This is a genomic window from Paracoccus jiaweipingae, assembly GCF_044335505.1.
Taxonomy (GTDB): domain Bacteria; phylum Pseudomonadota; class Alphaproteobacteria; order Rhodobacterales; family Rhodobacteraceae; genus Paracoccus.
Genome location: NZ_JBISBS010000003.1, coordinates 143,569 through 162,215, shown reverse-complemented (window position 1 = coordinate 162,215; position 18,647 = coordinate 143,569). Strand labels below are relative to the sequence as shown.

22 protein-coding genes and 1 tRNA gene are annotated in these 18,647 nt (G+C 64.8%); 10 read left to right on the top strand and 13 right to left on the bottom strand.

Annotated features, from left to right (window positions below):
• Positions 1–165 precede the first annotated feature (165 nt).
• The 3 genes from ACFXP9_RS06930 to ACFXP9_RS06920 all read left to right on the top strand — a co-directional run bounded on the left by ACFXP9_RS06930 (position 166) and on the right by ACFXP9_RS06920 (position 4,695).
• Positions 166–732, top strand: a complete 567-nt coding sequence (locus ACFXP9_RS06930) for a hypothetical protein (protein ID WP_397207149.1) — start codon at positions 166–168, stop codon at positions 730–732.
• A gap of 41 nt (positions 733–773) precedes the next feature.
• A complete protein-coding gene (gene mfd / locus ACFXP9_RS06925) occupies positions 774–4,268 on the top strand; it encodes a transcription-repair coupling factor (protein ID WP_397207151.1) in 3,495 nt (1,164 codons plus the stop codon).
• Between the two features lie 79 nt (positions 4,269–4,347).
• The gene (locus ACFXP9_RS06920; protein ID WP_397207153.1) at positions 4,348–4,695 is read left to right on the top strand and encodes an arsenate reductase family protein; all 348 of its coding nucleotides are present in this window, start codon (positions 4,348–4,350) and stop codon (positions 4,693–4,695) included.
• 78 nt (positions 4,696–4,773) lie between these two features.
• Here the strand turns inward: ACFXP9_RS06920 and ACFXP9_RS06915 are convergent, their stop codons facing one another.
• From ACFXP9_RS06915 to ACFXP9_RS06905, 3 genes are read right to left on the bottom strand one after another with little or no spacing between them, the layout of a single operon-like run.
• Positions 4,774–5,202, bottom strand: a complete 429-nt coding sequence (locus tag ACFXP9_RS06915; RefSeq protein ID WP_397207156.1) for a protein tyrosine phosphatase family protein — start codon at positions 5,200–5,202, stop codon at positions 4,774–4,776.
• A 53-nt stretch (positions 5,203–5,255) separates the two neighbouring features.
• Positions 5,256–5,906 (bottom strand): phosphoglycolate phosphatase, encoded by a 651-nt coding sequence (gene gph / locus ACFXP9_RS06910; protein ID WP_397207158.1) that lies wholly within the window; start codon positions 5,904–5,906, stop codon positions 5,256–5,258.
• Positions 5,903–6,454: a thioredoxin family protein gene (locus ACFXP9_RS06905; protein WP_397207160.1), complete on the bottom strand. Its 552-nt coding sequence runs from the start codon at positions 6,452–6,454 to the stop codon at positions 5,903–5,905. The genes gph and ACFXP9_RS06905 overlap by 4 nt, the downstream gene beginning before the upstream one ends.
• Positions 6,455–6,648: 194 nt before the next feature.
• Between ACFXP9_RS06905 and ACFXP9_RS06900 the strand changes: the two genes are divergently transcribed.
• The 6 genes from ACFXP9_RS06900 to ACFXP9_RS06875 all read left to right on the top strand — a co-directional run bounded on the left by ACFXP9_RS06900 (position 6,649) and on the right by ACFXP9_RS06875 (position 11,396).
• Positions 6,649–6,891 carry a BolA/IbaG family iron-sulfur metabolism protein gene (locus ACFXP9_RS06900; RefSeq protein ID WP_397207162.1) on the top strand — a complete coding sequence of 81 codons (243 nt, stop codon included), beginning with the start codon at positions 6,649–6,651 and terminating at the stop codon, positions 6,889–6,891.
• Positions 6,892–6,901: 10 nt separating this feature from the next.
• Positions 6,902–7,264: a Grx4 family monothiol glutaredoxin gene (gene grxD, locus ACFXP9_RS06895; RefSeq protein ID WP_397207164.1), complete on the top strand. Its 363-nt coding sequence runs from the start codon at positions 6,902–6,904 to the stop codon at positions 7,262–7,264.
• A 151-nt stretch (positions 7,265–7,415) separates the two neighbouring features.
• Positions 7,416–8,372: a TAXI family TRAP transporter solute-binding subunit gene (locus ACFXP9_RS06890; RefSeq protein ID WP_397210104.1), complete on the top strand. Its 957-nt coding sequence runs from the start codon at positions 7,416–7,418 to the stop codon at positions 8,370–8,372.
• A gap of 65 nt (positions 8,373–8,437) precedes the next feature.
• Positions 8,438–10,525, top strand: a complete 2,088-nt coding sequence (locus ACFXP9_RS06885) for a TRAP transporter permease (protein WP_397210102.1) — start codon at positions 8,438–8,440, stop codon at positions 10,523–10,525.
• A complete protein-coding gene (locus ACFXP9_RS06880) occupies positions 10,522–10,890 on the top strand; it encodes a DUF1850 domain-containing protein (RefSeq protein ID WP_397207170.1) in 369 nt (122 codons plus the stop codon). Before ACFXP9_RS06885 ends, ACFXP9_RS06880 begins: the two co-directional genes overlap by 4 nt.
• A gap of 128 nt (positions 10,891–11,018) precedes the next feature.
• Complete coding sequence (locus ACFXP9_RS06875; protein ID WP_397207173.1) at positions 11,019–11,396, top strand: hypothetical protein; 378 nt, start codon at positions 11,019–11,021, stop codon at positions 11,394–11,396.
• Between the two features lie 74 nt (positions 11,397–11,470).
• On the opposite strand, the gene ACFXP9_RS06870 is transcribed toward ACFXP9_RS06875, so the two are convergent.
• From ACFXP9_RS06870 to ACFXP9_RS06860, 3 genes are all read right to left on the bottom strand, one after another.
• Positions 11,471–12,112, bottom strand: a complete 642-nt coding sequence (locus ACFXP9_RS06870) for a phage holin family protein (RefSeq protein ID WP_397207175.1) — start codon at positions 12,110–12,112, stop codon at positions 11,471–11,473.
• Positions 12,113–12,116: 4 nt separating this feature from the next.
• Positions 12,117–12,506 (bottom strand): ElaB/YgaM/YqjD family protein, encoded by a 390-nt coding sequence (locus ACFXP9_RS06865; RefSeq protein ID WP_397207177.1) that lies wholly within the window; start codon positions 12,504–12,506, stop codon positions 12,117–12,119.
• Positions 12,507–12,650: 144 nt separating this feature from the next.
• A tRNA-His gene (locus tag ACFXP9_RS06860) sits at positions 12,651–12,727 on the bottom strand.
• 112 nt (positions 12,728–12,839) lie between these two features.
• On the opposite strand from ACFXP9_RS06860, the gene ACFXP9_RS06855 reads away from it, so the two are divergent.
• Positions 12,840–13,055: a DUF6324 family protein gene (locus ACFXP9_RS06855; protein ID WP_397207180.1), complete on the top strand. Its 216-nt coding sequence runs from the start codon at positions 12,840–12,842 to the stop codon at positions 13,053–13,055.
• On the opposite strand, the gene ACFXP9_RS06850 is transcribed toward ACFXP9_RS06855, so the two are convergent.
• The 7 genes from ACFXP9_RS06850 to ACFXP9_RS06820 form a co-directional block, all read right to left on the bottom strand.
• Positions 13,036–13,512: an MmcB family DNA repair protein gene (locus tag ACFXP9_RS06850; RefSeq protein ID WP_397207446.1), complete on the bottom strand. Its 477-nt coding sequence runs from the start codon at positions 13,510–13,512 to the stop codon at positions 13,036–13,038. The two genes, ACFXP9_RS06855 and ACFXP9_RS06850, sit on opposite strands and share 20 nt — an antisense overlap.
• Before the next feature lie 463 nt (positions 13,513–13,975).
• Positions 13,976–14,908 (bottom strand): DUF481 domain-containing protein, encoded by a 933-nt coding sequence (locus tag ACFXP9_RS06845; RefSeq protein ID WP_397207182.1) that lies wholly within the window; start codon positions 14,906–14,908, stop codon positions 13,976–13,978.
• Positions 14,909–15,333: 425 nt separating this feature from the next.
• Positions 15,334–15,642, bottom strand: coding sequence for a hypothetical protein (locus ACFXP9_RS06840; RefSeq protein ID WP_397207184.1), 309 nt, complete (start codon positions 15,640–15,642; stop codon positions 15,334–15,336).
• Positions 15,643–15,750: 108 nt separating this feature from the next.
• Entirely contained in the window at positions 15,751–16,227 is a 477-nt protein-coding gene (gene nusB, locus ACFXP9_RS06835) for a transcription antitermination factor NusB (protein WP_397207186.1), read from the bottom strand.
• 42 nt (positions 16,228–16,269) lie between these two features.
• Positions 16,270–16,782 carry a 6,7-dimethyl-8-ribityllumazine synthase gene (locus ACFXP9_RS06830; protein ID WP_397207188.1) on the bottom strand — a complete coding sequence of 171 codons (513 nt, stop codon included), beginning with the start codon at positions 16,780–16,782 and terminating at the stop codon, positions 16,270–16,272.
• A 4-nt stretch (positions 16,783–16,786) separates the two neighbouring features.
• Positions 16,787–17,908, bottom strand: coding sequence for a 3,4-dihydroxy-2-butanone-4-phosphate synthase (ribB, locus tag ACFXP9_RS06825; RefSeq protein WP_397207190.1), 1,122 nt, complete (start codon positions 17,906–17,908; stop codon positions 16,787–16,789).
• Positions 17,909–17,970: 62 nt separating this feature from the next.
• Complete coding sequence (locus ACFXP9_RS06820; RefSeq protein ID WP_397207192.1) at positions 17,971–18,567, bottom strand: riboflavin synthase; 597 nt, start codon at positions 18,565–18,567, stop codon at positions 17,971–17,973.
• Positions 18,568–18,647 lie beyond the last annotated feature (80 nt).

The following is an 18,647-nucleotide window of genomic DNA, read 5'->3' as shown; positions in this document are numbered from 1 at the left end:
CCGCAGCTTCGGCCCTGCAAGGATGGCGCTGGCACTGGCACTGGCAGCGGGGCCGGGCGGGGATTTGCATCGCGCCGGGGCGGTGTTAGTGCAGGGCGCGGGCAGGACCCGTCGCGGTCACAGGGCGCGCCGGCGCGGGCGCGGATAAGGCAACAGGGGGCGGCAATGCCACAGATCGACGGGTTTTGGGCGCTGTTGGGCAGCCGCAGCTTTGGGTCGGTCTGGTATTGGCTGGCGGTGGTCAGCCTGTGGACACTGGCCGGACGCAGCGTTCTGGGGGTGCCGTGGGATGTGATCGCGCGGGCGCGGCAGGCGCTGCGGGTGGCGCCGCAGGGCAGTATGCCCCGGCAGGCGGCGCTGTTGCTGGACTGGCTGTCGCTGACCCTGCCGCGCTGGCGTCCGGGTGGGGCCGAAGGCCCGGTGCTGACCGCGCTGGCCAGTTTCGCGCTGGCCGGTCTGGTGGTGCTTGGCTGGGTTTACGGGCAGGAAATGGCGCTGATCGCGGTGCCTTTCGCGCTGGTGCAGGTGCTGCGGCTGTGGCTGGCGCGCAGGCTGGCGCCGGTCATGGCGGCGGTGCTGGCTGGTCAGGCCGATCCGGCGCAGGCGGCGATGCGGATCGCCGGGCAGATGCGTGCCTATCGGATCTGGCTGACGGTGATTTCGGTGCTGGCGGTGTCGGTCAGTGCGCTGTGGGGCACGATCTGGCAGATCATGCACCCGTTCGGGCTGTAAGCTTGCTTGACCTTGCGCGGCGCTGCGCTATCTGATCCCTCATGCCTGCGACATATGCCCAAGCCCCCGACCACCTGACCCTTTCCGGCGCCCCCGAGGGATTTGACGCCGCGCTGCTGGCGCGCGAACTGTCCCGTGGCCAGCCGGTCATTCACATTGCCCGCGATGACCGCCGCATGGCCGCCATGCGGCAGGCGCTGGCGTTTTTCGCCCCCGATGCGGTGGTGGTGGACTTTCCGGCATGGGACACGACGCCTTATGACCGGGTCTCGCCCTCGGCCTCGCTTCAGGCGGCGCGCATGGCGGTGCTGGCGGGGTTGGCGCAGGGCGCGTTCAGCGGGCCGTTCATTTTGCTGACCACGCTGTCGGCGGCGATCCAGCGGGTGCCGCCGCGTGACACGGTTGCTGGGGCCAGCTTTTCCGCCCGCGTCGGCCAGCGCGTGAACGAGGGGGCGCTGCGCGCTTATCTGGCGCGGATGAGTTTCGCCCAAAGCCCCACCGTGACCGAGCCGGGCGATTACGCCATTCGCGGCGGCATTATCGACATCTTTTCCCCCGGTGGCGGCGGGCCGGTGCGGCTGGACCTGTTTGGCGATGTGCTGGACGGGGCGCGGCGGTTCGACCCCGAGACCCAGCGCACCGTCGAAAAGCTGGATGCCGTCGATCTGGCCCCCATGTCCGAGGTCATTCTGGACGAGGACGCGATCACCCGTTTCCGCCAGTCCTATCGCGCGGCCTTTGGCGCGGGGGCGGCGGACCCGCTGTATGAATCGGTCAGCGCCGGGCGCAAGATGGCGGGGATGGAACATTGGCTGCCGTGGTTTCACGACCGCATGGACAGCCTGTTCGATTACCTGCCGCAGGCCAGCGTGATGCTGGATGATCATCTGGATCAGGTCCGCCGTGCCAAATGGGAAACCATCACCGAACAATATGACGCCCGGCGCGAGGCGCTGACACATAAAAACCGCGCCGACACCGTTTACAAACCGGTCCCCCCCGCGGCGCTGTTCGCGGATGGGGACGAATGGGCGGGCTGGCTGTCGCACCGGCGGGTGCTGCGCCTGTCGGCCCTGGCGCAGCCGCCGGGTCCGGGGGTGCTGGATGCCGGCGGCAAGGGCGGGCGCAGTTTCGCCCCGGAACGTCAGGCCGAACAGCTGAACCTGTTCGGGGCTTTGGCCGATCATGTCCGGCACCACCTGAAAACCGGGCAGGTGGTGATCGCCAGCTTTTCGGACGGGGCGCGCGACCGGCTGGCGGGGCTGCTGGCCGACGAGGGGATCACCGGCGCCAGCCAGATCGCCACCATGCGCGACCTGCCGGGCAAGGCGGGGGCGCTGGCGCTGACCGTCTGGCCGCTGGAAGAGGGCTTCGAGGCGCGCGGTCAGGCCGTGGGCGCGGTGCCGCTGGTGGTGATCTCGGAACAGGATGTGCTGGGGGACCGGCTGATCCGGGGGGCGCGCAAGCGCCGCCGCGCCGAGAATTTTCTGCAAGACACCACCAGCCTGACACCCGGCGATCTGGTGGTGCATGTCGAACATGGCATCGGGCGCTATACCGGGCTGGAAACCATCACCGCCGCAGGTGTTCCGCATGATTGCGTGGCGCTGGAATATGCCGGCGGCGACCGCCTGTTCCTGCCGGTCGAGAATATCGAACTGTTGTCGCGATACGGCCATGAAGAGGGGCTGCTGGACAAGCTGGGGGGCGGGGCGTGGCAGGCCCGCAAGGCGCGGCTGAAGGAACGCATCCGCCGCATTGCCGACAAGCTGATGCGCATCGCGGCCGAGCGCGCCCTGCGCGCCGCCCCGGTTCTGGAACCCGCCCATCACGAATGGGAGGCGTTTTCCGCCCGCTTCCCCTATACCGAAACCGACGACCAGATGGCCGCGATCGAGGACGTGACCGAGGATCTGGCCGCCGGTCGCCCGATGGACCGGCTGATCGTGGGCGATGTCGGCTTTGGCAAGACCGAGGTCGCGATGCGCGCCGCCTATATCGTCGCCAGTCAGGGCAAGCAGGTGGCGGTGGTGGCGCCGACCACGCTGCTGGCGCGTCAGCATTACCGAAGCTTTGCCGAACGGTTCCGGGCCACGCCGATGACGGTGCGCGGCCTGTCGCGGTTCATTCCCGCCAAAGAGGCCAGCGCCACCCGGCAGGGGCTGGCCGATGGCAGTGTCGATATCGTGGTCGGCACCCATGCCGTGCTGGCCAAACAGGTGCGGTTTCATGACCTTGGCCTGCTGATTATCGACGAGGAACAGCATTTCGGCGTCGCCCATAAGGAGCGGCTGAAGGAAATGCGCAGCGACATCCACGTCCTGACCCTGACCGCGACGCCGATTCCGCGCACGCTGCAACTGTCGCTGACCGGGGTGCGCGATCTGTCGGTTATCGGCACGCCCCCGGTCGACCGTCTGGCGATCCGCACCTATGTGTCGGAATTTGACAGCGTCACCATCCGCGAGGCGCTGCTGCGGGAAAAATACCGCGGCGGGCAGTCCTTCTTTGTGGTGCCGCGTCTGGCCGATCTGCCCGAGGTGCAGGACTGGCTGGCCGAACACGTCCCCGAGGTCAGCGTGATCACCGCCCATGGCCAGCTGGCGGCGGGCGATCTGGACCAGCGGATGAACGCCTTTTACGATGGCAGCCACGACGTGCTGTTGGCGACCACGATTGTCGAAAGCGGGCTGGATATTCCCAGCGCCAACACGATGGTGGTGTGGCGGGCCGATATGTTCGGGCTGGCGCAGCTTTACCAGATCCGCGGCCGGGTCGGGCGTTCACGGGCGCGGGCCTATTGTTACCTGACCACGAAACCGCGCGCGCCACTGACACCACAGGCGATGCGGCGACTGAAATTTCTGGGCAATATCGACGGCTTGGGGGCCGGATTTAATCTGGCATCGCAGGACATGGATATTCGCGGTGCCGGCAATCTGTTGGGCGAGGAACAGTCCGGCCATATCAAAGAGGTCGGGTTCGAACTGTATCAGCAGATGCTTGAGGAAACCATCGCCAAGCTGAAATCCGGCGAGATTGAGGGCACCCCCGAGGATGAATGGGCGCCGACCCTGAACCTTGGCGTTCCGGTCACGATTCCAGAGGGTTACGTCCCGGACCTCGATGTCCGTCTGGGGCTTTACCGGCGCCTCTCCAGCCTGACCACCAAGGTCGAGCTGGAGGGCTTTGCCGCCGAGCTGATCGACCGTTTCGGCCCCCTCCCGCGCGAGGTGAACACATTGCTGCTGGTGATCCGCATCAAGGCGATGGCGAAACGCGCCAATATCGCGCGGCTGGATGCCGGACCGAAAGGCGCCACGGTTCAGTTCCACATGGATAAATTCCCCAACCCCGCCGGGCTGGTCGAATACCTGACCGAACAGCGCGGCACGGCGAAGGTTCAGGACAACAAGATCGTCATCCGCCGCGACTGGGGGTCGGACAGCGACCGTATCAAGGGCAGTTTCGCCATCGCCCGCGACCTGGCGGCCAAGATCCGCGACGGGGAAAAACAGGCAAGGGGGAAAGCATGAAATGGGTTGCCATCATGGCCATTCTGGCGCTGGCGGGGTGTAATGTCCCGCTGGTGCCGCTGATCTGAAAGGACCGGAAATGTCTGAAAAAACGCTGATAATGTATGGGCTGCGCAAATGCTCGACCTGCCAGAAGGCGGAAGCGGCCTTGCGCGATGCCGGTTGGGCGGTCGATTTCGTGGATGTGCGCGACACGCCGCTTGCAAAGGACCAGCTTGACCAGATGCTGGCCGATTATGGCGACAAGCTGGTGAACCGGGCCAGCCTGACCTGGCGCGGCATGTCGGATGCCGAACGCGCGGCTGACCCGGTGACGCAGATCATGAACAAGCCCTCGCTGATGAAACGTCCGGCCATTGCGGCGGGCGATCTGCGGCTGTTGGGCTGGACCGCGAATGTCAAACGCGCGCTGGGGGTTGCGGCCTGACCGCAGCCAGACCAGCACCATGGCGGGCCGCGTCAGGGGCGCGGCATCGCCGGGGCGGGGTGGTCAGGGGCAGGGTGGTTATCCGGGCTGACGGGCCAGCGCCCCGATCAGCGGCATGACCGGCGACAGGTCATAACCGGCCCGCGCCGCGATCTCGGCCAGTTCGGCGCTTGGGCGGCGGTCGGCCTCGGACAAGGCCCACAGCACGGTGCTGCGATTGCCGGACCGGCAATAGGCCATGACCGGATGCGCGCCCTGCAAGGCCCGCGCCGTGGCCGCCACCATATCCGGGGTGATCTGACCGGGCGGAAACGGGATATAGTGGTAATCCATCCCCGCCGCGCTGGCCGCCGCCTGTATTGCAGCGCTGGACAGGTCGGGCGTGACCTCGTCATCCGGGCGGTTATTGATCAGGGTGCGGAACCCGGCTTCGGCCAGCGCCGCAACATCCTGCGGGGTGATTTGCGGGCCAACGGCCAGATCCGGGGTCAGTTGGCGGATGTCCATGTCACGCTCCGATACGGGTCAGGCGGTTTTTATTCCGGCGAATGACGGATATTTCAAGGGCTGAATGCGTCAATCAACGCGGGAAGGTCAGCGAAATCGTCGAAAGCGGCCTGATGCGGCATGGCCGCGATGGCCCCGCGGCGATAGCCTTTTGTAAATAAAAACAACGGCATGTCGGCGTTTTGCGCAGCGGCTGCGTCGATTTCGCTGTCACCGATGAACAGCGCATTATCGGCACCCAATTCGCGCTGCGCCAGCATCAGCATGGCCGGGTCTGGCTTGCGCTGGGGCAGGGTGTCGCCGCAGACCACGCTGCCAAACAGCGCGGCCAGCCCGAAATGGTCCAGAAGATGCCGCGTCGGCGCCTGTGGCTTATTGGTGCACAGCGCCAGCGGATAACCGGCATCGGCCAGAACGCCAAGCGTTTCAAGCACATGCGGATAAAGCCGCGTCAGCGCCGTGGCGGTTTCATAGCGCGCCATGAAGGGCGCGACAAAAGCCGCGCGCTGATCGGCGCCGATCCCCAGATGTGCCAGCACCCGTTGCCACAGCACCGGAACGCCGCCGCCGATAAAGCTGCGGATCAGGTCAAAGGACAGCGGTTGCAGGCCCTTGTCACGCAGCACCGCATTGACGCTGGCATGAATGTCGGGCGCGCTGTCGATCAGCGTGCCGTCAAGGTCGAATAACAGCGCGGGTTTCATGCGATCCACTTGATGGAACAGCCCATGGAAGGCACCTGATCGCGCGGGCCGTGGCCGGTGCGGGCAATCTGCAACATGGCCTCGTACAGCTCGCGCCGGGCATCCGCCGGTCCGGGCGTGCGGCCCGACGCATCCAGCCGGCCACGATATTGCAGCTGCCCATCAGCGTTATAGCCAAAGAAGTCAGGCGTGCATTGCGCCCCGAAGGCGCGCGCGACATCCTGTGTCTGGTCATACAGATAAGGAAAGGTAAAGCCATGGCGCCGGGCCTCGGCCGCCATGTTCTGCGGGCTGTCCTGCGGGTATTCGGTCACGTCATTGGACGAGATCGCCACAACCCCGATGCCCGCCGCCTGAAGGTCGCGCGCATCGCGCACGATCCGGTCCATAACCGCCTGAACGTAAGGACAATGATTGCAGATGAACATCACCAGCGTGCCATTGGGACCGGCAATATCGGCCAAGCGGACGCGACCGCCATCGGGATTGGGCAGATCGAAATCGGGCGCCGGGGCACCAAAATCGCAAACGGGCGTAGAGACGGCCATGACGCTGCCTTTCTGCTGCATGTCGTTGACGGACAGTATAGAACCGTCAGCGCGGTGAACCAGCCCCGGATGACCGCGAATCCATCAGTTAGTTTACATAATACAGATTATCATCCATTTTGGTCCGCGCCGGTCCCCTTGCGGCAGCCATGGGCTTGGCCTAAATCGGCATCAGGAACTGAAAGGAACGCGACATGGCCATGGAAGCCCATGACATCGAAGAACTGATCCGTGCCGCTTTTCCCAACGCACAGATCACCATCACCGATCTGGCTGGCGACGGAAATCATTGGGCCGCCGAGGTGATCGACGAAAGCTTTCGCGGCCAGAACCGCGTTCAGCAACAGCGCGCCGTCTATGCCGCGCTGAAGGATCAGATGGCTGGTTCGAATGGCGACCTGCACGCGCTGGCGCTGACCACCAAGGCACCGGAATAAGGACCCCGTGATGAGCGATACGCAAAAACAGATTCAGGACATTGTCGAGGACAGCGATGTGGTGCTGTTCATGAAAGGCACCAAGGAAATGCCGCAATGCGGGTTTTCCAGCCGCGTGGCCGGTGTCCTGAACTATATGGGCGTCGATTACCGCGACGTGAACGTGCTGGCGGATGAAGATATCCGTCAGGGAATCAAGGATTTTTCCGACTGGCCGACGATTCCGCAGCTTTACGTCAAGGGCGAGTTCGTCGGCGGCTGCGACATTGTCACCGAGATGACGCTTTCGGGTGAACTGGACCAGTTGTTCGACCAGAAAGGCGTCGGTTACAGCAAGGACGCGGCGGAAAAGATCCGCGAGGCCAACGCCTGATCCCCCCTGCCTGATCATGCGGCACCTGCCCGTTTCATGGGCAGGTCGGATGCCGATGAAAGCCCCGCCGCTGGTCGGGGCTTTTTTCGTTTACCTTGTCGCGCCCTGCCCCTAGGCTTTCAGGGTTTGCTGAACTGGGAGGGTTAGCCAAATGACAATTCGCACCAAAATCGCCGCTTTCGCGACGGCCTCGGCACTGGCGGTGCTGCCGGTGGGGGCATCTGCCGCGGAATTCGTGAATATTCTGACCGGGGGGACATCCGGGGTCTATTATCCGATCGGGGTGGCGCTGTCGAAAATCTATGCCGGGGCGATGCCGGATGCCAAGGTGCAGGTCCAGTCGACCAAGGCCAGCGTCGAGAACCTGAACCTGCTGCAACAGGGCAAGGGCGAGATCGGCATCGCCCTTGGCGACAGTGTCAAGCTGGCGGTCGAGGGGGACGCCGATGTCGGTTTCGCACAGCCGCTGGACAAGCTGCGCGGCATTTCGGCCATGTATCCGAACTTTATCCAGATCGTCGCCAGCAAGGAATCGGGCATCACCACGCTGGCCGATCTGAAGGGCAAGGCGGTTTCGGTCGGGGCGCCGAAATCGGGGACCGAACTGAACGCCCGCGCCATTCTGGCCGCAGCGGGCATGAGCTATGACGATCTTGGCAAGGTGGAATACCTGCCCTTTGGCGAATCGGTCGAGCTGATGAACAACCGCCAGCTGGACGCCACGCTGCAATCGGCGGGGCTTGGCGTGGCTTCGCTGAAGGATCTGTCGACCTCGATCCCGATCAGCGTGGTGTCGGTCCCGGCGGATGTGGCCGAAAAGCTGGGGGCGCCCTATGTCGCCAAAGACATTCCGGCCGGAACCTATGACGGTCAGGACGCCGATGTGCCGACGGTGGCGGTGATCAATTTCCTGGTATCCAGCACCCATGTCAGCGACGGGATGGCCTATGCCATGACCAAATCCATGTATGAAAATCTGGATGCGCTGAAGGCTGCCCATGCCGCCGCCGCCGATATCGACCCCGCCAATGCGGTCGCGGGGATGCCGGTGCCGCTGCATCCGGGGGCCAAGAAATATTACGACGAGCAGGGCATCAAGACCGAATGATGCCATTCCCCTGCGGGCCGGTGATCGCCGGCCCGCGTGTTTCTGCTTTTGCCGGATAATCTGACATGACCGTGCCCAATCATTCCGCCCCTGCGGGCGATTCGGATCTGGGGTTGCATGACCCGCTGGCCGACAGCTTTCCCGCCACCCTGCAAGGCCGCGCCCTGTTCTGGGTGGCGGTGGCGTTTTCGCTGTATCAGATCGCCATTGCCGCGCATCTGATCACCCTGTCCAGCCAGATCCAGCGCGCGCTGCATCTGGGGTTTCTGACGCTGCTGGCATTCCCGTTGCTGGCGTTACTGCATCGCCGTGGCGGCGCGGTCATGGTGCTGTCATGGCTGCTGGCGCTGGCGGGCGTTGCGGTCGCGGCCTATCAGTGGGTTGAATATGTGCCGCTGATGCTGCGCTCGGGCGATATGAACCGGGTGGATGTGATCGTGGGGATCATCAGCCTGATCACCGTCTTTGCCGCTGCCTGGGTGGTCATGGGCCCTGCCCTGCCCATCGTCGCCGGGCTGTTTCTGATCTATGCGCTGTTTGGCCAGTATTTCCCCGGCCCGCTGCAAACCCGCGGCTATGATCTGGCGCAGGTGGTGGAACAGATGGCCTATGGCACCGAGGGCATCTATGGCACGCCGCTTTATGTCAGCGCGACCTATATTTTCCTGTTCATCCTGTTCGGGGCGTTTCTGGAAAAGGCCGGGATGATCAGGCTGTTTACCGATGTGTCGCTGGGGCTGGTCGGGCACCGCACCGGGGGTGCGGCCAAGGTCAGCGTGGTCAGTTCCGGGCTGATGGGGACGATTTCCGGCTCGGGCGTGGCGAATGTGGTCACGACCGGGCAATTCACCATTCCGCTGATGAAATCCTTTGGCTATCGCCCGGCCTTTGCCGGCGGGGTCGAGGCCACGGCCAGCATGGGCGGACAGATCATGCCGCCGGTGATGGGGGCTGTGGCCTTTATCATGGCCGAAACCCTTGGCGTCGAATATATCGAGGTCGTGCGCGCCGCGATCATTCCCGCGATCCTGTATTTCGCCAGCGCCTTCTGGATGGTCCATCTTGAGGCCGGGCGGGCCGGGCTGCGCGGTATGTCGCGCGACCAGATGCCATCGGCCCGACAGGCGCTGATCGAGGGCTGGTATCTGATCGTGCCGCTGGCGGTGCTGGTCTGGCTGTTGTTTTCCGGCTATACGCCGCTGTTTGCGGGCACGGTCGGGCTGGCGCTGACGATGATGCTGATCCTTGGCGCCTCGGTCGCGCTGGGGCTGCCCCAAGGGGTGCTGCGCATCATCTTCTGGGTCGGGCTGGGGCTGATGGCGGCCAGCTTTACCCAGTTTGGCAATATGGTGCTGTGGGGGCTGGTGCTGGCGCTGGTGGCGGCGAACCTGCTGGTCGCTGGTGGCCGGGCCACGATCTGGCAGGTCATCGACAGCCTGGCCGAGGGCGCCAAGACCGCCCTGCCCGTCGGGGTGGCCTGTGCGCTGGTGGGCGTGATCATCGGCACCATGACGCTGACCGGGGCGGCCAATACCTTTGGCATGTATATCGTCAGCGTCGGCCAGAACAGCCTGCTGTTGTCGCTGGTGCTGACCATGGTGACCTGTATCGTGCTGGGGATGGGGATTCCGACCATCCCCAATTACATCATCACCTCGTCCATTGCCGCCCCGGCGCTGTTGGAACTGGGGGTGCCGCTGATCGTCAGCCATATGTTCGTGTTCTATTTTGGCATTCTGGCCGACCTGACGCCGCCGGTGGCGCTGGCCTGCTTTGCCGCAGCGCCGATTGCCCGCGAAAGCGGATTGCGCATCAGCTTTCAGGCGATCAAGGTCGCCGCGGCGGGGTTCGTCATTCCCTATATGGCGGTCTATACCCCGGCGCTGATGTTGCAGGATGGCGGGCCGCTGGCGGCCAGCATCGGCTATGCCCCGGCGGTGGGCTATATCCTGCTGAAATGCGCGGTGGCGATCCTGCTGTGGGGGGCGGCGGTGATCGGCTGGATGGGGCACCGGCTGGCGGTCTGGGAACGGCTGCTGGCGGTGGCGGCGGCCTTTACGCTGATTGCCGCGCTGCCGCTGACCGATGAGATCGGGCTGGGGCTGGCGCTGGTGTTTGCGCTGTTGTGGTGGCGCAAGGCCCGCCAGGGATGAGCGCGGGCGCCTGCCTGATGGCTGGTGCGACGATGATCGCGCTGGCCTCGCCACAGTTCACGCTGGACTGGACGCATTCGGTCGAACGCATCACCTGGCACGAGGACTGGCGCGTCACCGATCACGCGCTGGTGCTGACCGGTGCCGCCGTGCAAGGGTCCGGCGCCGGGATGGAGGCCGGTGACGGCGCCGTGCTGCGCGATGGCTGGTGGCACTGGCAACCGGCGCTGCCGCCGCTGCCGGAACTGGTGCTGGCGGCCTCGGGGGCGACGGGGGATGGCTGGCATCTGTGCGACAGTGCCGGGCATTGCCACCTGCTGGCCGCGCAGCCGGGCGCGGCGCTGCATCTGCGCCCCTGCCCCTGACCGCGAGGCGCGCTTGCCCTGCCCGGTTGCGGTGCGGATGGGAACCGGTCCTGTGACCAAGTCACAAAAATCATATTGATTTTTTATAACAGCTTGTTATGGCGCACAGATCGAAAGGAAATACCCCTATGCCCGATCAGTTGCGCTTTGTCATTATCGAAAAAGACGCGTTTATCGCGCAGGATATGTGCATGGGGCTGACCGGCGCCGCGCCGGGCTGTGACACTCTGGTCGTGTCGGCGGTGACCCGGTTGCAGGGCGCGCTGGACGCGCTGCCAGATGACCGTCACGATCTGGTCGTCATCACCGCCAGCCGGATTGAGGTGGTCGAACAGACCGGGCTGGACAAGATGGTGGCGCGCGTCAGCGGGCGTCTGGTCCTGCGCGAGGGCGCTGACAGCAATCAGGCGGTGCGCGACAAGGGCTGGCTGACGCTGGCCAACCCGTTTACCGATGACGCGCTGGCCGAACTGGTCCAGACGCTGACCCGGCACCGCGAGGGCTGACCCGCCCGTCCGCGCAATGCGAAAGGGCCGCGATGTCGCGGCCCTTTGCGTGCAGCAGATATGCCACGACTGCGTCAGTAATCGTCGTAAAACAGATCGTCATCGGCCGCATCGTTGCGCCGCCGCGACATCCGGCTGGCCAGCACCAGACCCACCGCGAAAGCGCCCATCACCGGTGCCAGCGTGCCGGCGTTGGTCTTGCGCGCCTCGGACAGCGCGGTGTGGACCTGTGCGCGGCGGGTGCGGTCAAGGCCCACGGCCTCGGCCGCGTCGTGAATGACGCTGCGGGCGCGGGTTTCGGCATCGTCGGCCAGCTTGTTGGCGCGAAAGGCCAGATCGTCGGACAGGCTGTGGGCACGGTTTTGTGCCAGCCCGGCCAGTTCCTGCGCCTTCTGCCGCAGCTTGTCGCCCGCTGCATCAGCAGCCAGCGACAGCCGGGCCTCGACCTCGGCTTTCAGATCATCGGCGGTTGGCGCGACATGGCGCGGCTTGGACGCAAGCGCCATGACCGCCACGCCGATGACGACGAAACCACCGCCGACGGCCAGTGATGCCCAGACCGGACCCCAGCCAAGGCCGGTGGCCAGCCAGCTCCATAATGCGGCCAGCAGGAACCCCGCGCCGATGGCGATCACCACCCCCGCCCCGGCCTTCATGCCAAGGCGGCGGGCCTGATCGCCAAGCGCCAGTTTCAGGTTGCGGGCATAGTCCAGCATGATGTCAGCGACGCGCCAGAATCAGCCCGACCAGAAAGCCGACACCCGCCGCGATCCCCAGCGCCTGTGCCGGTTTGCGGCGCACCATGTCCGAGACCTCGTCGTAATATTCGCCGGCATAGTCGGCCACCTCGCCTGCGCGGCGCTGACCGGCGCGATACAGGCGGTCGGCCTCGTCACGGGCGCGGTCGACATATTCCTGACCCTTTTCACGCGCCGCATCGGCCAGTTCGGCACCGCTTTGGCGGATGCGTTCGACCGAATCGTTGTGGCGCAGGTCGTCCATGGTGTCGCGCGCAGCGGCGGCAATGCGTTCGGCACCGTGCTTGATGTCGTCGCGGGCCTCTGTCGCGGCGGCTTTGGCGTCTTTCTTGATGTCGTCAGCAGTAGCCATGATCTTGTCCTTTCATCGGTGTGATCCGTATGGGACAGTAACGACAGCCGCGCGGCTTTGTTCCGCGCCGCGGCAAGGATATTTCACCGCGACAGATGACGTTCCATCGGGCGGGCCGATTTGCGGGTGTGATATGTGGGGGGATGGTACCGCCTCCCCGGCTCGAACGGGGGACCTCTAGATCCACAATCTAGCGCTCTAACCAACTGAGCTAAGGCGGCACATCAGGGTGAGGCGGTGTCTATCGCCGCAGGCGCGGGGATGCAAGCCCGACTTGCCGCGAAATCGCCCGCAGGATACAGGTTTGTGCAGAAAAAATGAAAGGGCCGCACCATGGGCATCAACAGCGAAAGCGATATCGCCGCGAATCTGCAAATCGGGCCGACCGATCAGGGCATGGTGCGCATCTATGTCGAGGGGGACGGCGTGGACCTGCCACTTGATTTCGACCCCGAAGAGGCCGCCGAAATTGCCGAGGAACTGATGGCCGCCGCCGAAGCTGCGCGTGACATGGCCAGCGGGGCCAAGCCTAAAAAGCCCCGCCGCTGACGCCCTGCGGGTCGGTCAGCGCCTGCACCCGGCGGGCGGCGGTCCGGGCTATCTGGCGGGTCAGGCTGGTGCGGCGTGCCCCGGCCAGCCGGACCTCTGGCGCCATCCGCAGCAGGTCCGCGCCGTAAGCATCGGCCAGAATCAGCCCGGCATCCTTTGGCAACAGATCCTGTGGAAAGCCGCTGTCGCACGCCCAGAAAAACCGGTCGCACCAGTCCAGATAGCCCTGCCATTTGCGGTCGGCCACAAAGTCGGCGCGGCAGCTTTTGCATTCGACCACCCAGACCTCGCCCTTCGGGCCGACGGATATGACATCGACACGCAGGCCGCGGGCCGGGGAAAATTCGGTCAGCGCCGCGTGGCCAAGGCTGTCCAGCAACCGGCACACCCCGCGCGCCAGGCGTTGCCCGGCTTGTGCGGGTAAGCTGTCATCCGGGGCTTGGGTCAGGCTGTGCATCGGGCGAATGTGAACGAAGCAGAAACATTTCGCAAGCCCCTGCCCCGCCAGATACCCCTGTCGCCCCCGGCATTCGCCCGCCCGGTCCCTGCGCCCGACCATGGGTGCCGGCCATGGGCGTGGTGAATTTGCCGCCCCACCCCTTGTCGCAGGACGCGCGCGGCCTTATCTGCTGTGTCTGGCGGGTTTCTGCTCTTCCCGTGCGTGGCCTTTTTTCCACTGGCCTATAACTTTTCCGAGGGGGCTGGCTCTGTCGAGGCCCTGGTTTCGTTACCTGGCACCCACCTGAATATTCAGGCTTTCGGGAAATCAGACGCCATCACGGTCGCTGCGGTTCCCGCCGCCTTGAACCGCCCTTTCGGGGGCGGTTTTTTCATGGCCGCAACATCATGTCCGCAACATCGGGCCGAAACGAAAAAGGGCGACCCGAAGGCCGCCCTTTCTGGCAGATGATCCGTCAGGATCAGAAGCCGTAGACCAGCGAAACGCCCAGACGGTTGTCGGTGCGGATCTCGCGCTCGGACTCGTACTGGGTCCGGTAGGACACGCGGGTCGCGAAGGCGTCCGACATTTTGAAGTTCACGCCGAACTCGTTGGTGATGGTGTCGCCACCCTCGTCCGAGGTCAGATAGTCGGTGTCGTTGGTGACGAACACGTTCTCGTTGAACTTGTGGTAGAAGCGCGACGAAGCGATATAGGCGGTTTCGGTGTTCGAAACCAGCTTGTCTTCTTCGGTGCTCAGCAGGTCGGCTTTTTGGGTGTAACGCACACCCACACCGGCCTGAACGCGCCATGCGGTGCTGTCGTTGTTGATCACGCGGTAACCCGGACCGAAGCCGAGGAACGCGTCACGCTTCAGGCGGCCTTGCAGATCCTTGGTGTCGTCAGCCGACAGGGTGCCCGCTTTCCACGAGTTGATGTCGTCATTGACCAGACCGTCAACCGAGACACGACCCAGCGCGAAGGCATAGAACTGGTCGTTGAAATAGTACTGCGCGTCATAGATCGCGTAGACGTTTTCTTTGTCCTTGTCGCCGTTGTCATCCTCGCCAAATTCCATGGCCAGCGCAACCGACTGGGCCAGCTGGCCCTGGTTGTAGGACACGCGGCCCGCCAGGGCGAAGTCCTGCGATTCGTCATTCCCGGTCGAGCCGGCATAGGTCAGCGAGACGCCGCCGAACAGGCCCTGACGCTGGTCGTTCGGACCAAAGCGGTATTTGTCCTGCGAACGGGCGAAGTCGTCCTTGACGTTGTCTTCGATGTCCTCGATGCGGTCATTCAGCTTGGTAACGCCGACGGCGTCAGCACCGGTGGCGATTTCGGTCTGCGCGAAGGCCGGCAGAGACAGTGCAGTGGCAATGGCCGAGGCGCCAGCCAGAAGAGCAACAGCTTTCATAACTCGTTCCTTTCAAGTTCCCGATGGTCAGCCCCCCTTCTGGGCGCCAAGCATCCGTGTGACGGTGATCTAACGCCCGCCCCGATGGTTTTGAACCGGGGCGGGGTCGGATTGTATGGTCACGCATTCGTGATGGAACTGTGAAAGTCAGGGCTCTCGCATGGCCCTGATTCCGGGTTTCGTGATCGGTTCCGGCAGGGCACGCCGCGCCTGCCCCGGTTATGGTTGAAAAACAAATGTTTACTTCAACCTGCCGACCTCACACAACGTGACGTTTTTGCAAGATTTGCCTGCGCGTTCACGATCCGATCACGAAAGCCGGAAATAACGCCCCGGCGCATTCAGGCCGATGTTGCAAAACGACCACGCCCCGCGATCAATCGGACCGCGGGGCGTGGGGGCATTGTGGCTTTGGGGGGCCTGGATCAGCGCGTGCGGGCCTTGGTCGCGGGGGCGATGACGGGTTGCGCGCCGCCGACGCGGATGCGACGCCCGCCGCGCGGCGGGCTGTCATCCTCGGCCATGCGCATGACGGCGATGGCGAACTGCACCCCGGCAAAGACGATGGTGTTAAACACCACCAGCATGATCACCGCAATGACACCACCCTGGGTGTGGGTCACCAGATGCCGCAGGCTGGCCACATCCAGCGCGATCAGCGTGGCGGTAAAGATCAGCGCCAGCACAAAGCCGATAATGATATTGCGGATGTAAAGACGGACCAGTTCGGGCATGGGAACCTCTTGGATTGGATTGCCCCAAGCTAACATCTTGCGGGCATATTCCAAGGGGCCAGTTGCCGCAGGTCCGGGCGGGGTCGCGATGGCCGGGCGTGGCGGGTATCAGAACCCGTCGGGCCGCGCCTCATGCGCCATATGGTCGATGACCGCGTTGACAAAGCGGATCTCGCGCCCTTCGGGGAAGAACGCCTCGGCGATGCGCACATATTCCGAGATCACCACGCGGGGCGGCGTTGCCGGTGTCACCAGCTCGGCCCCGGCGGCGCGGAACACGGCGCGCAGCACCGGGTCGATGCGGTCGATCGGCCATTTTGCCACCAGCGCCCGGTCGGTCATCTGGTCGACCTTGGACTGCCAGGTCACGGCATCGTCGATAATGCGCTGGAACAGCCGCTCATCCGCGGGCGGGGTGGGACCATCCTCGGTCTGGGTGTCGATGCGCCAGTTGCGGAATTCCAGTGCAACGCGGTCGGCGGACTGGTTCATCGCCTCCATCTGGAACAGCGCCTGCACCGCATACAGCCGCGCCGCCGAGGACAAGTCGCGGCGCGAGGGTTTGGTGGGCTTGGCGTCTGTCATCGTCGTGGTCCTTGGGTGGCGTCTGCGGGTGGCGTCTGGCGGTCAGGACAGCGGCGCCGGGCGAAACCCCATCTCTGCGCGCTGATCCGCCCATTTGCGGGAAAGCGCGATCAGATGCAAGGCCGCTGCCGCAGCGCCGCCGCCTTTATTCTGCCCGTCAGGGTCGGTGCGAACCTGCGCCTGCGCCATGTTTTCCACGGTCAGGATGCCATTGCCGATGCACAGCCCCTGCAACCCCAGCAGCGTCAACCCGCGCGAGCTGTCATTGCAGACCGTGTCATAATGCGTCGTCTCGCCCCGGATCACACAGCCAAGCGCGACAAAGCCGTCATAATCGCCCATGCGCCCGGCCATGCCGATGGCGGTGGGAATTTCCAGCGCGCCCGGCACCTCGATGGTTTCGGTCACGGCGCCACAGCGCGCGGCGACATCCTGCGCGCCCGCGATCAGCCCGTCCGCGATCTGGCGGTAATAGGGCGACACCACGATCAACAGCTTGCAGGGCTGGTCGAACCGCGGCAGCGGCAACTGGTAATGGGTTTCGGAACCGGCCATGGGTTTACTCCGTCTCGATGGGGCGGGTCTGGGTGATGCGCAGGCCATAAGCGTCCAGCCCCACGACCGAAACCGGCGCCGAATTGGTCAGCAGCACCAGATCCGACAGCCCCAGCGCCGACAGGATCTGCGCCCCCAGCCCGTATTGGCGCAGCTTGCGCGGCGCGTCCTCGCCAGCGGCGGGCAGCGTATTGGTCAGATCGCGGATCAGCACCACCACGCCGCGCCCCTCGGCGGCGATGGCGCGCATGGCACCGGCGACATCGCCGGCCTTTTCGCGGCCAATCCCCAGCACATCATGCAGCGGGTCCAGCGCGTGCATCCGCACCAGCACCGGGCCGGGGGCGGACAGATCGCCCCTGGTCAGCACGATATGTTCGGCGCCCTGCGTTTCATCGGCAAAGACCCGCATCATCCATTCGCCGCCAAAGCGGCTGGTGACCGGGCGCTGCGCGCGTTCCGCGATCAGGTTGTCATGGCGGCGGCGATAGGCGATCAGGTCGGAAATCGTGCCGATCTTCAGCCCGTGACGCTGTGCAAAACCGACCAGATCGGGCAGCCGCGCCATGGTGCCGTCCTCGTTCATGATCTCGCAGATCACGCCCGAGGGGTTCAGCCCCGCCAGCCGCGCCACATCGACCGCGGCCTCGGTATGGCCGGCGCGCACCAGCACCCCGCCTTCGCGCGCGCGCAGCGGAAAGACATGGCCGGGCGTGGCAATATCGGCAGGCCCCTTGGTGGGGTCAATGGCCACGCTGACGGTGCGGGCGCGGTCATGGGCGGAAATGCCGGTGGTCACGCCCTCGCGCGCCTCGATCGACATGGTAAAGGCGGTTTCGTGGCGCGACGAATTCTTCGGGCTCATCAGCGTCAGTCCCAGCGCGTCGATGCGCGGACCGGGCAGCGACAGACAGATCAGCCCGCGGCCATGGGTGGCCATGAAGTTGATCGCATCGGGCGTGGCCATCTGTGCGGGAATGACCAGATCGCCCTCGTTTTCGCGGTCCTCGTGATCGACCAGAATGAACATCCGCCCATTGCGGGCATCCGCAATGATTTCTTCGATGGGCGAGATGGCGTCCCGCAGGTCGCGTTCCACCGGGCCGGGTTTTTCATACTGGCTCATGCCTGCGATCCTTCCGCTGCCCGCGTGGTGACGGGCTGGTTATGCATCTGCCTGACCGGACCTTACGCCCCGGCCTCGGCCAGCCGCGCCACATAGCGGGCCAGCGTGTCGATTTCCAGATTGACCCGGTCACCGGGCCGGGCCAGCCCCCAGGTCGTCACCTGTTGGGTATGGGGGATGATATTGACGCCGAATTCAGCCCCCGAAACCGCATTCACCGTCAGCGAGGTGCCGTTCAGCGCGACCGACCCCTTGGGCGCGATGAACCGCGCCAGCGCATCAGGGGCGCGAAAGGTAAAGCGGTGGCTGTCGCCTTCCGGGGTGATCGACAGGATCAGGGCCACGCCGTCGACATGACCCGACACGATATGACCACCCAGTTCATCGCCCAGTTTCAGCGCGCGTTCCAGATTCAGCCGCTGCCCCTTCACCCAGCCATCGGCACCGATATTGGTTTTCGACAGGGTTTCGGCGGAAATGTCGACATCGAACCAGTCCGCCCCCTTGGCGATGACCGTCAGGCAGACCCCGTCACAGGCGATCGAGGCCCCGATCGCCACCCCCGCCATGTCATAGCCACAGCCAATGCGGGCGCGCAGATCGCCGCGCAGCTCGGTGCTGCGCACGGTGCCGATATCGGTGATGATGCCGGTAAACATGCGGATTTCCCCCCAAGGCCTGTGCGGTGTGATCGGCGTTTCCCGCCTCACTAGTCAATCCGCCGCCCTGCCGCAAGCCG

Bases quoted from the DNA above. Each gene is read 5' to 3' on its own strand.
- gph (WP_397207158.1), bottom strand. From the start codon at position 5,906: ATGAAACCCGCGCTGTTATTCGACCTTGACGGCACGCTGATCGACAGC.
- ACFXP9_RS06880 (WP_397207170.1), top strand. From the start codon at position 10,522: ATGAGCGCGGGCGCCTGCCTGATGGCTGGTGCGACGATGATCGCGCTG.
- ACFXP9_RS06865 (WP_397207177.1), bottom strand. From the start codon at position 12,506: ATGGCTACTGCTGACGACATCAAGAAAGACGCCAAAGCCGCCGCGACA.
- mfd (WP_397207151.1), top strand. From the start codon at position 774: ATGCCTGCGACATATGCCCAAGCCCCCGACCACCTGACCCTTTCCGGC.
- ACFXP9_RS06905 (WP_397207160.1), bottom strand. From the start codon at position 6,454: ATGGCCGTCTCTACGCCCGTTTGCGATTTTGGTGCCCCGGCGCCCGAT.
- ribB (WP_397207190.1), bottom strand. From the start codon at position 17,908: ATGAGCCAGTATGAAAAACCCGGCCCGGTGGAACGCGACCTGCGGGAC.
- ACFXP9_RS06820 (WP_397207192.1), bottom strand. From the start codon at position 18,567: ATGTTTACCGGCATCATCACCGATATCGGCACCGTGCGCAGCACCGAG.
- grxD (WP_397207164.1), top strand. From the start codon at position 6,902: ATGAGCGATACGCAAAAACAGATTCAGGACATTGTCGAGGACAGCGAT.
- ACFXP9_RS06890 (WP_397210104.1), top strand. From the start codon at position 7,416: ATGACAATTCGCACCAAAATCGCCGCTTTCGCGACGGCCTCGGCACTG.
- ACFXP9_RS06870 (WP_397207175.1), bottom strand. From the start codon at position 12,112: ATGCTGGACTATGCCCGCAACCTGAAACTGGCGCTTGGCGATCAGGCC.
- ACFXP9_RS06930 (WP_397207149.1), top strand. From the start codon at position 166: ATGCCACAGATCGACGGGTTTTGGGCGCTGTTGGGCAGCCGCAGCTTT.
- ACFXP9_RS06840 (WP_397207184.1), bottom strand. From the start codon at position 15,642: ATGCCCGAACTGGTCCGTCTTTACATCCGCAATATCATTATCGGCTTT.
- ACFXP9_RS06920 (WP_397207153.1), top strand. From the start codon at position 4,348: ATGTCTGAAAAAACGCTGATAATGTATGGGCTGCGCAAATGCTCGACC.
- nusB (WP_397207186.1), bottom strand. From the start codon at position 16,227: ATGACAGACGCCAAGCCCACCAAACCCTCGCGCCGCGACTTGTCCTCG.
- ACFXP9_RS06855 (WP_397207180.1), top strand. From the start codon at position 12,840: ATGGGCATCAACAGCGAAAGCGATATCGCCGCGAATCTGCAAATCGGG.
- ACFXP9_RS06915 (WP_397207156.1), bottom strand. From the start codon at position 5,202: ATGGACATCCGCCAACTGACCCCGGATCTGGCCGTTGGCCCGCAAATC.
- ACFXP9_RS06830 (WP_397207188.1), bottom strand. From the start codon at position 16,782: ATGGCCGGTTCCGAAACCCATTACCAGTTGCCGCTGCCGCGGTTCGAC.
- ACFXP9_RS06875 (WP_397207173.1), top strand. From the start codon at position 11,019: ATGCCCGATCAGTTGCGCTTTGTCATTATCGAAAAAGACGCGTTTATC.
- ACFXP9_RS06900 (WP_397207162.1), top strand. From the start codon at position 6,649: ATGGCCATGGAAGCCCATGACATCGAAGAACTGATCCGTGCCGCTTTT.
- ACFXP9_RS06845 (WP_397207182.1), bottom strand. From the start codon at position 14,908: ATGAAAGCTGTTGCTCTTCTGGCTGGCGCCTCGGCCATTGCCACTGCA.
- ACFXP9_RS06850 (WP_397207446.1), bottom strand. From the start codon at position 13,512: ATGCACAGCCTGACCCAAGCCCCGGATGACAGCTTACCCGCACAAGCC.
- ACFXP9_RS06885 (WP_397210102.1), top strand. From the start codon at position 8,438: ATGACCGTGCCCAATCATTCCGCCCCTGCGGGCGATTCGGATCTGGGG.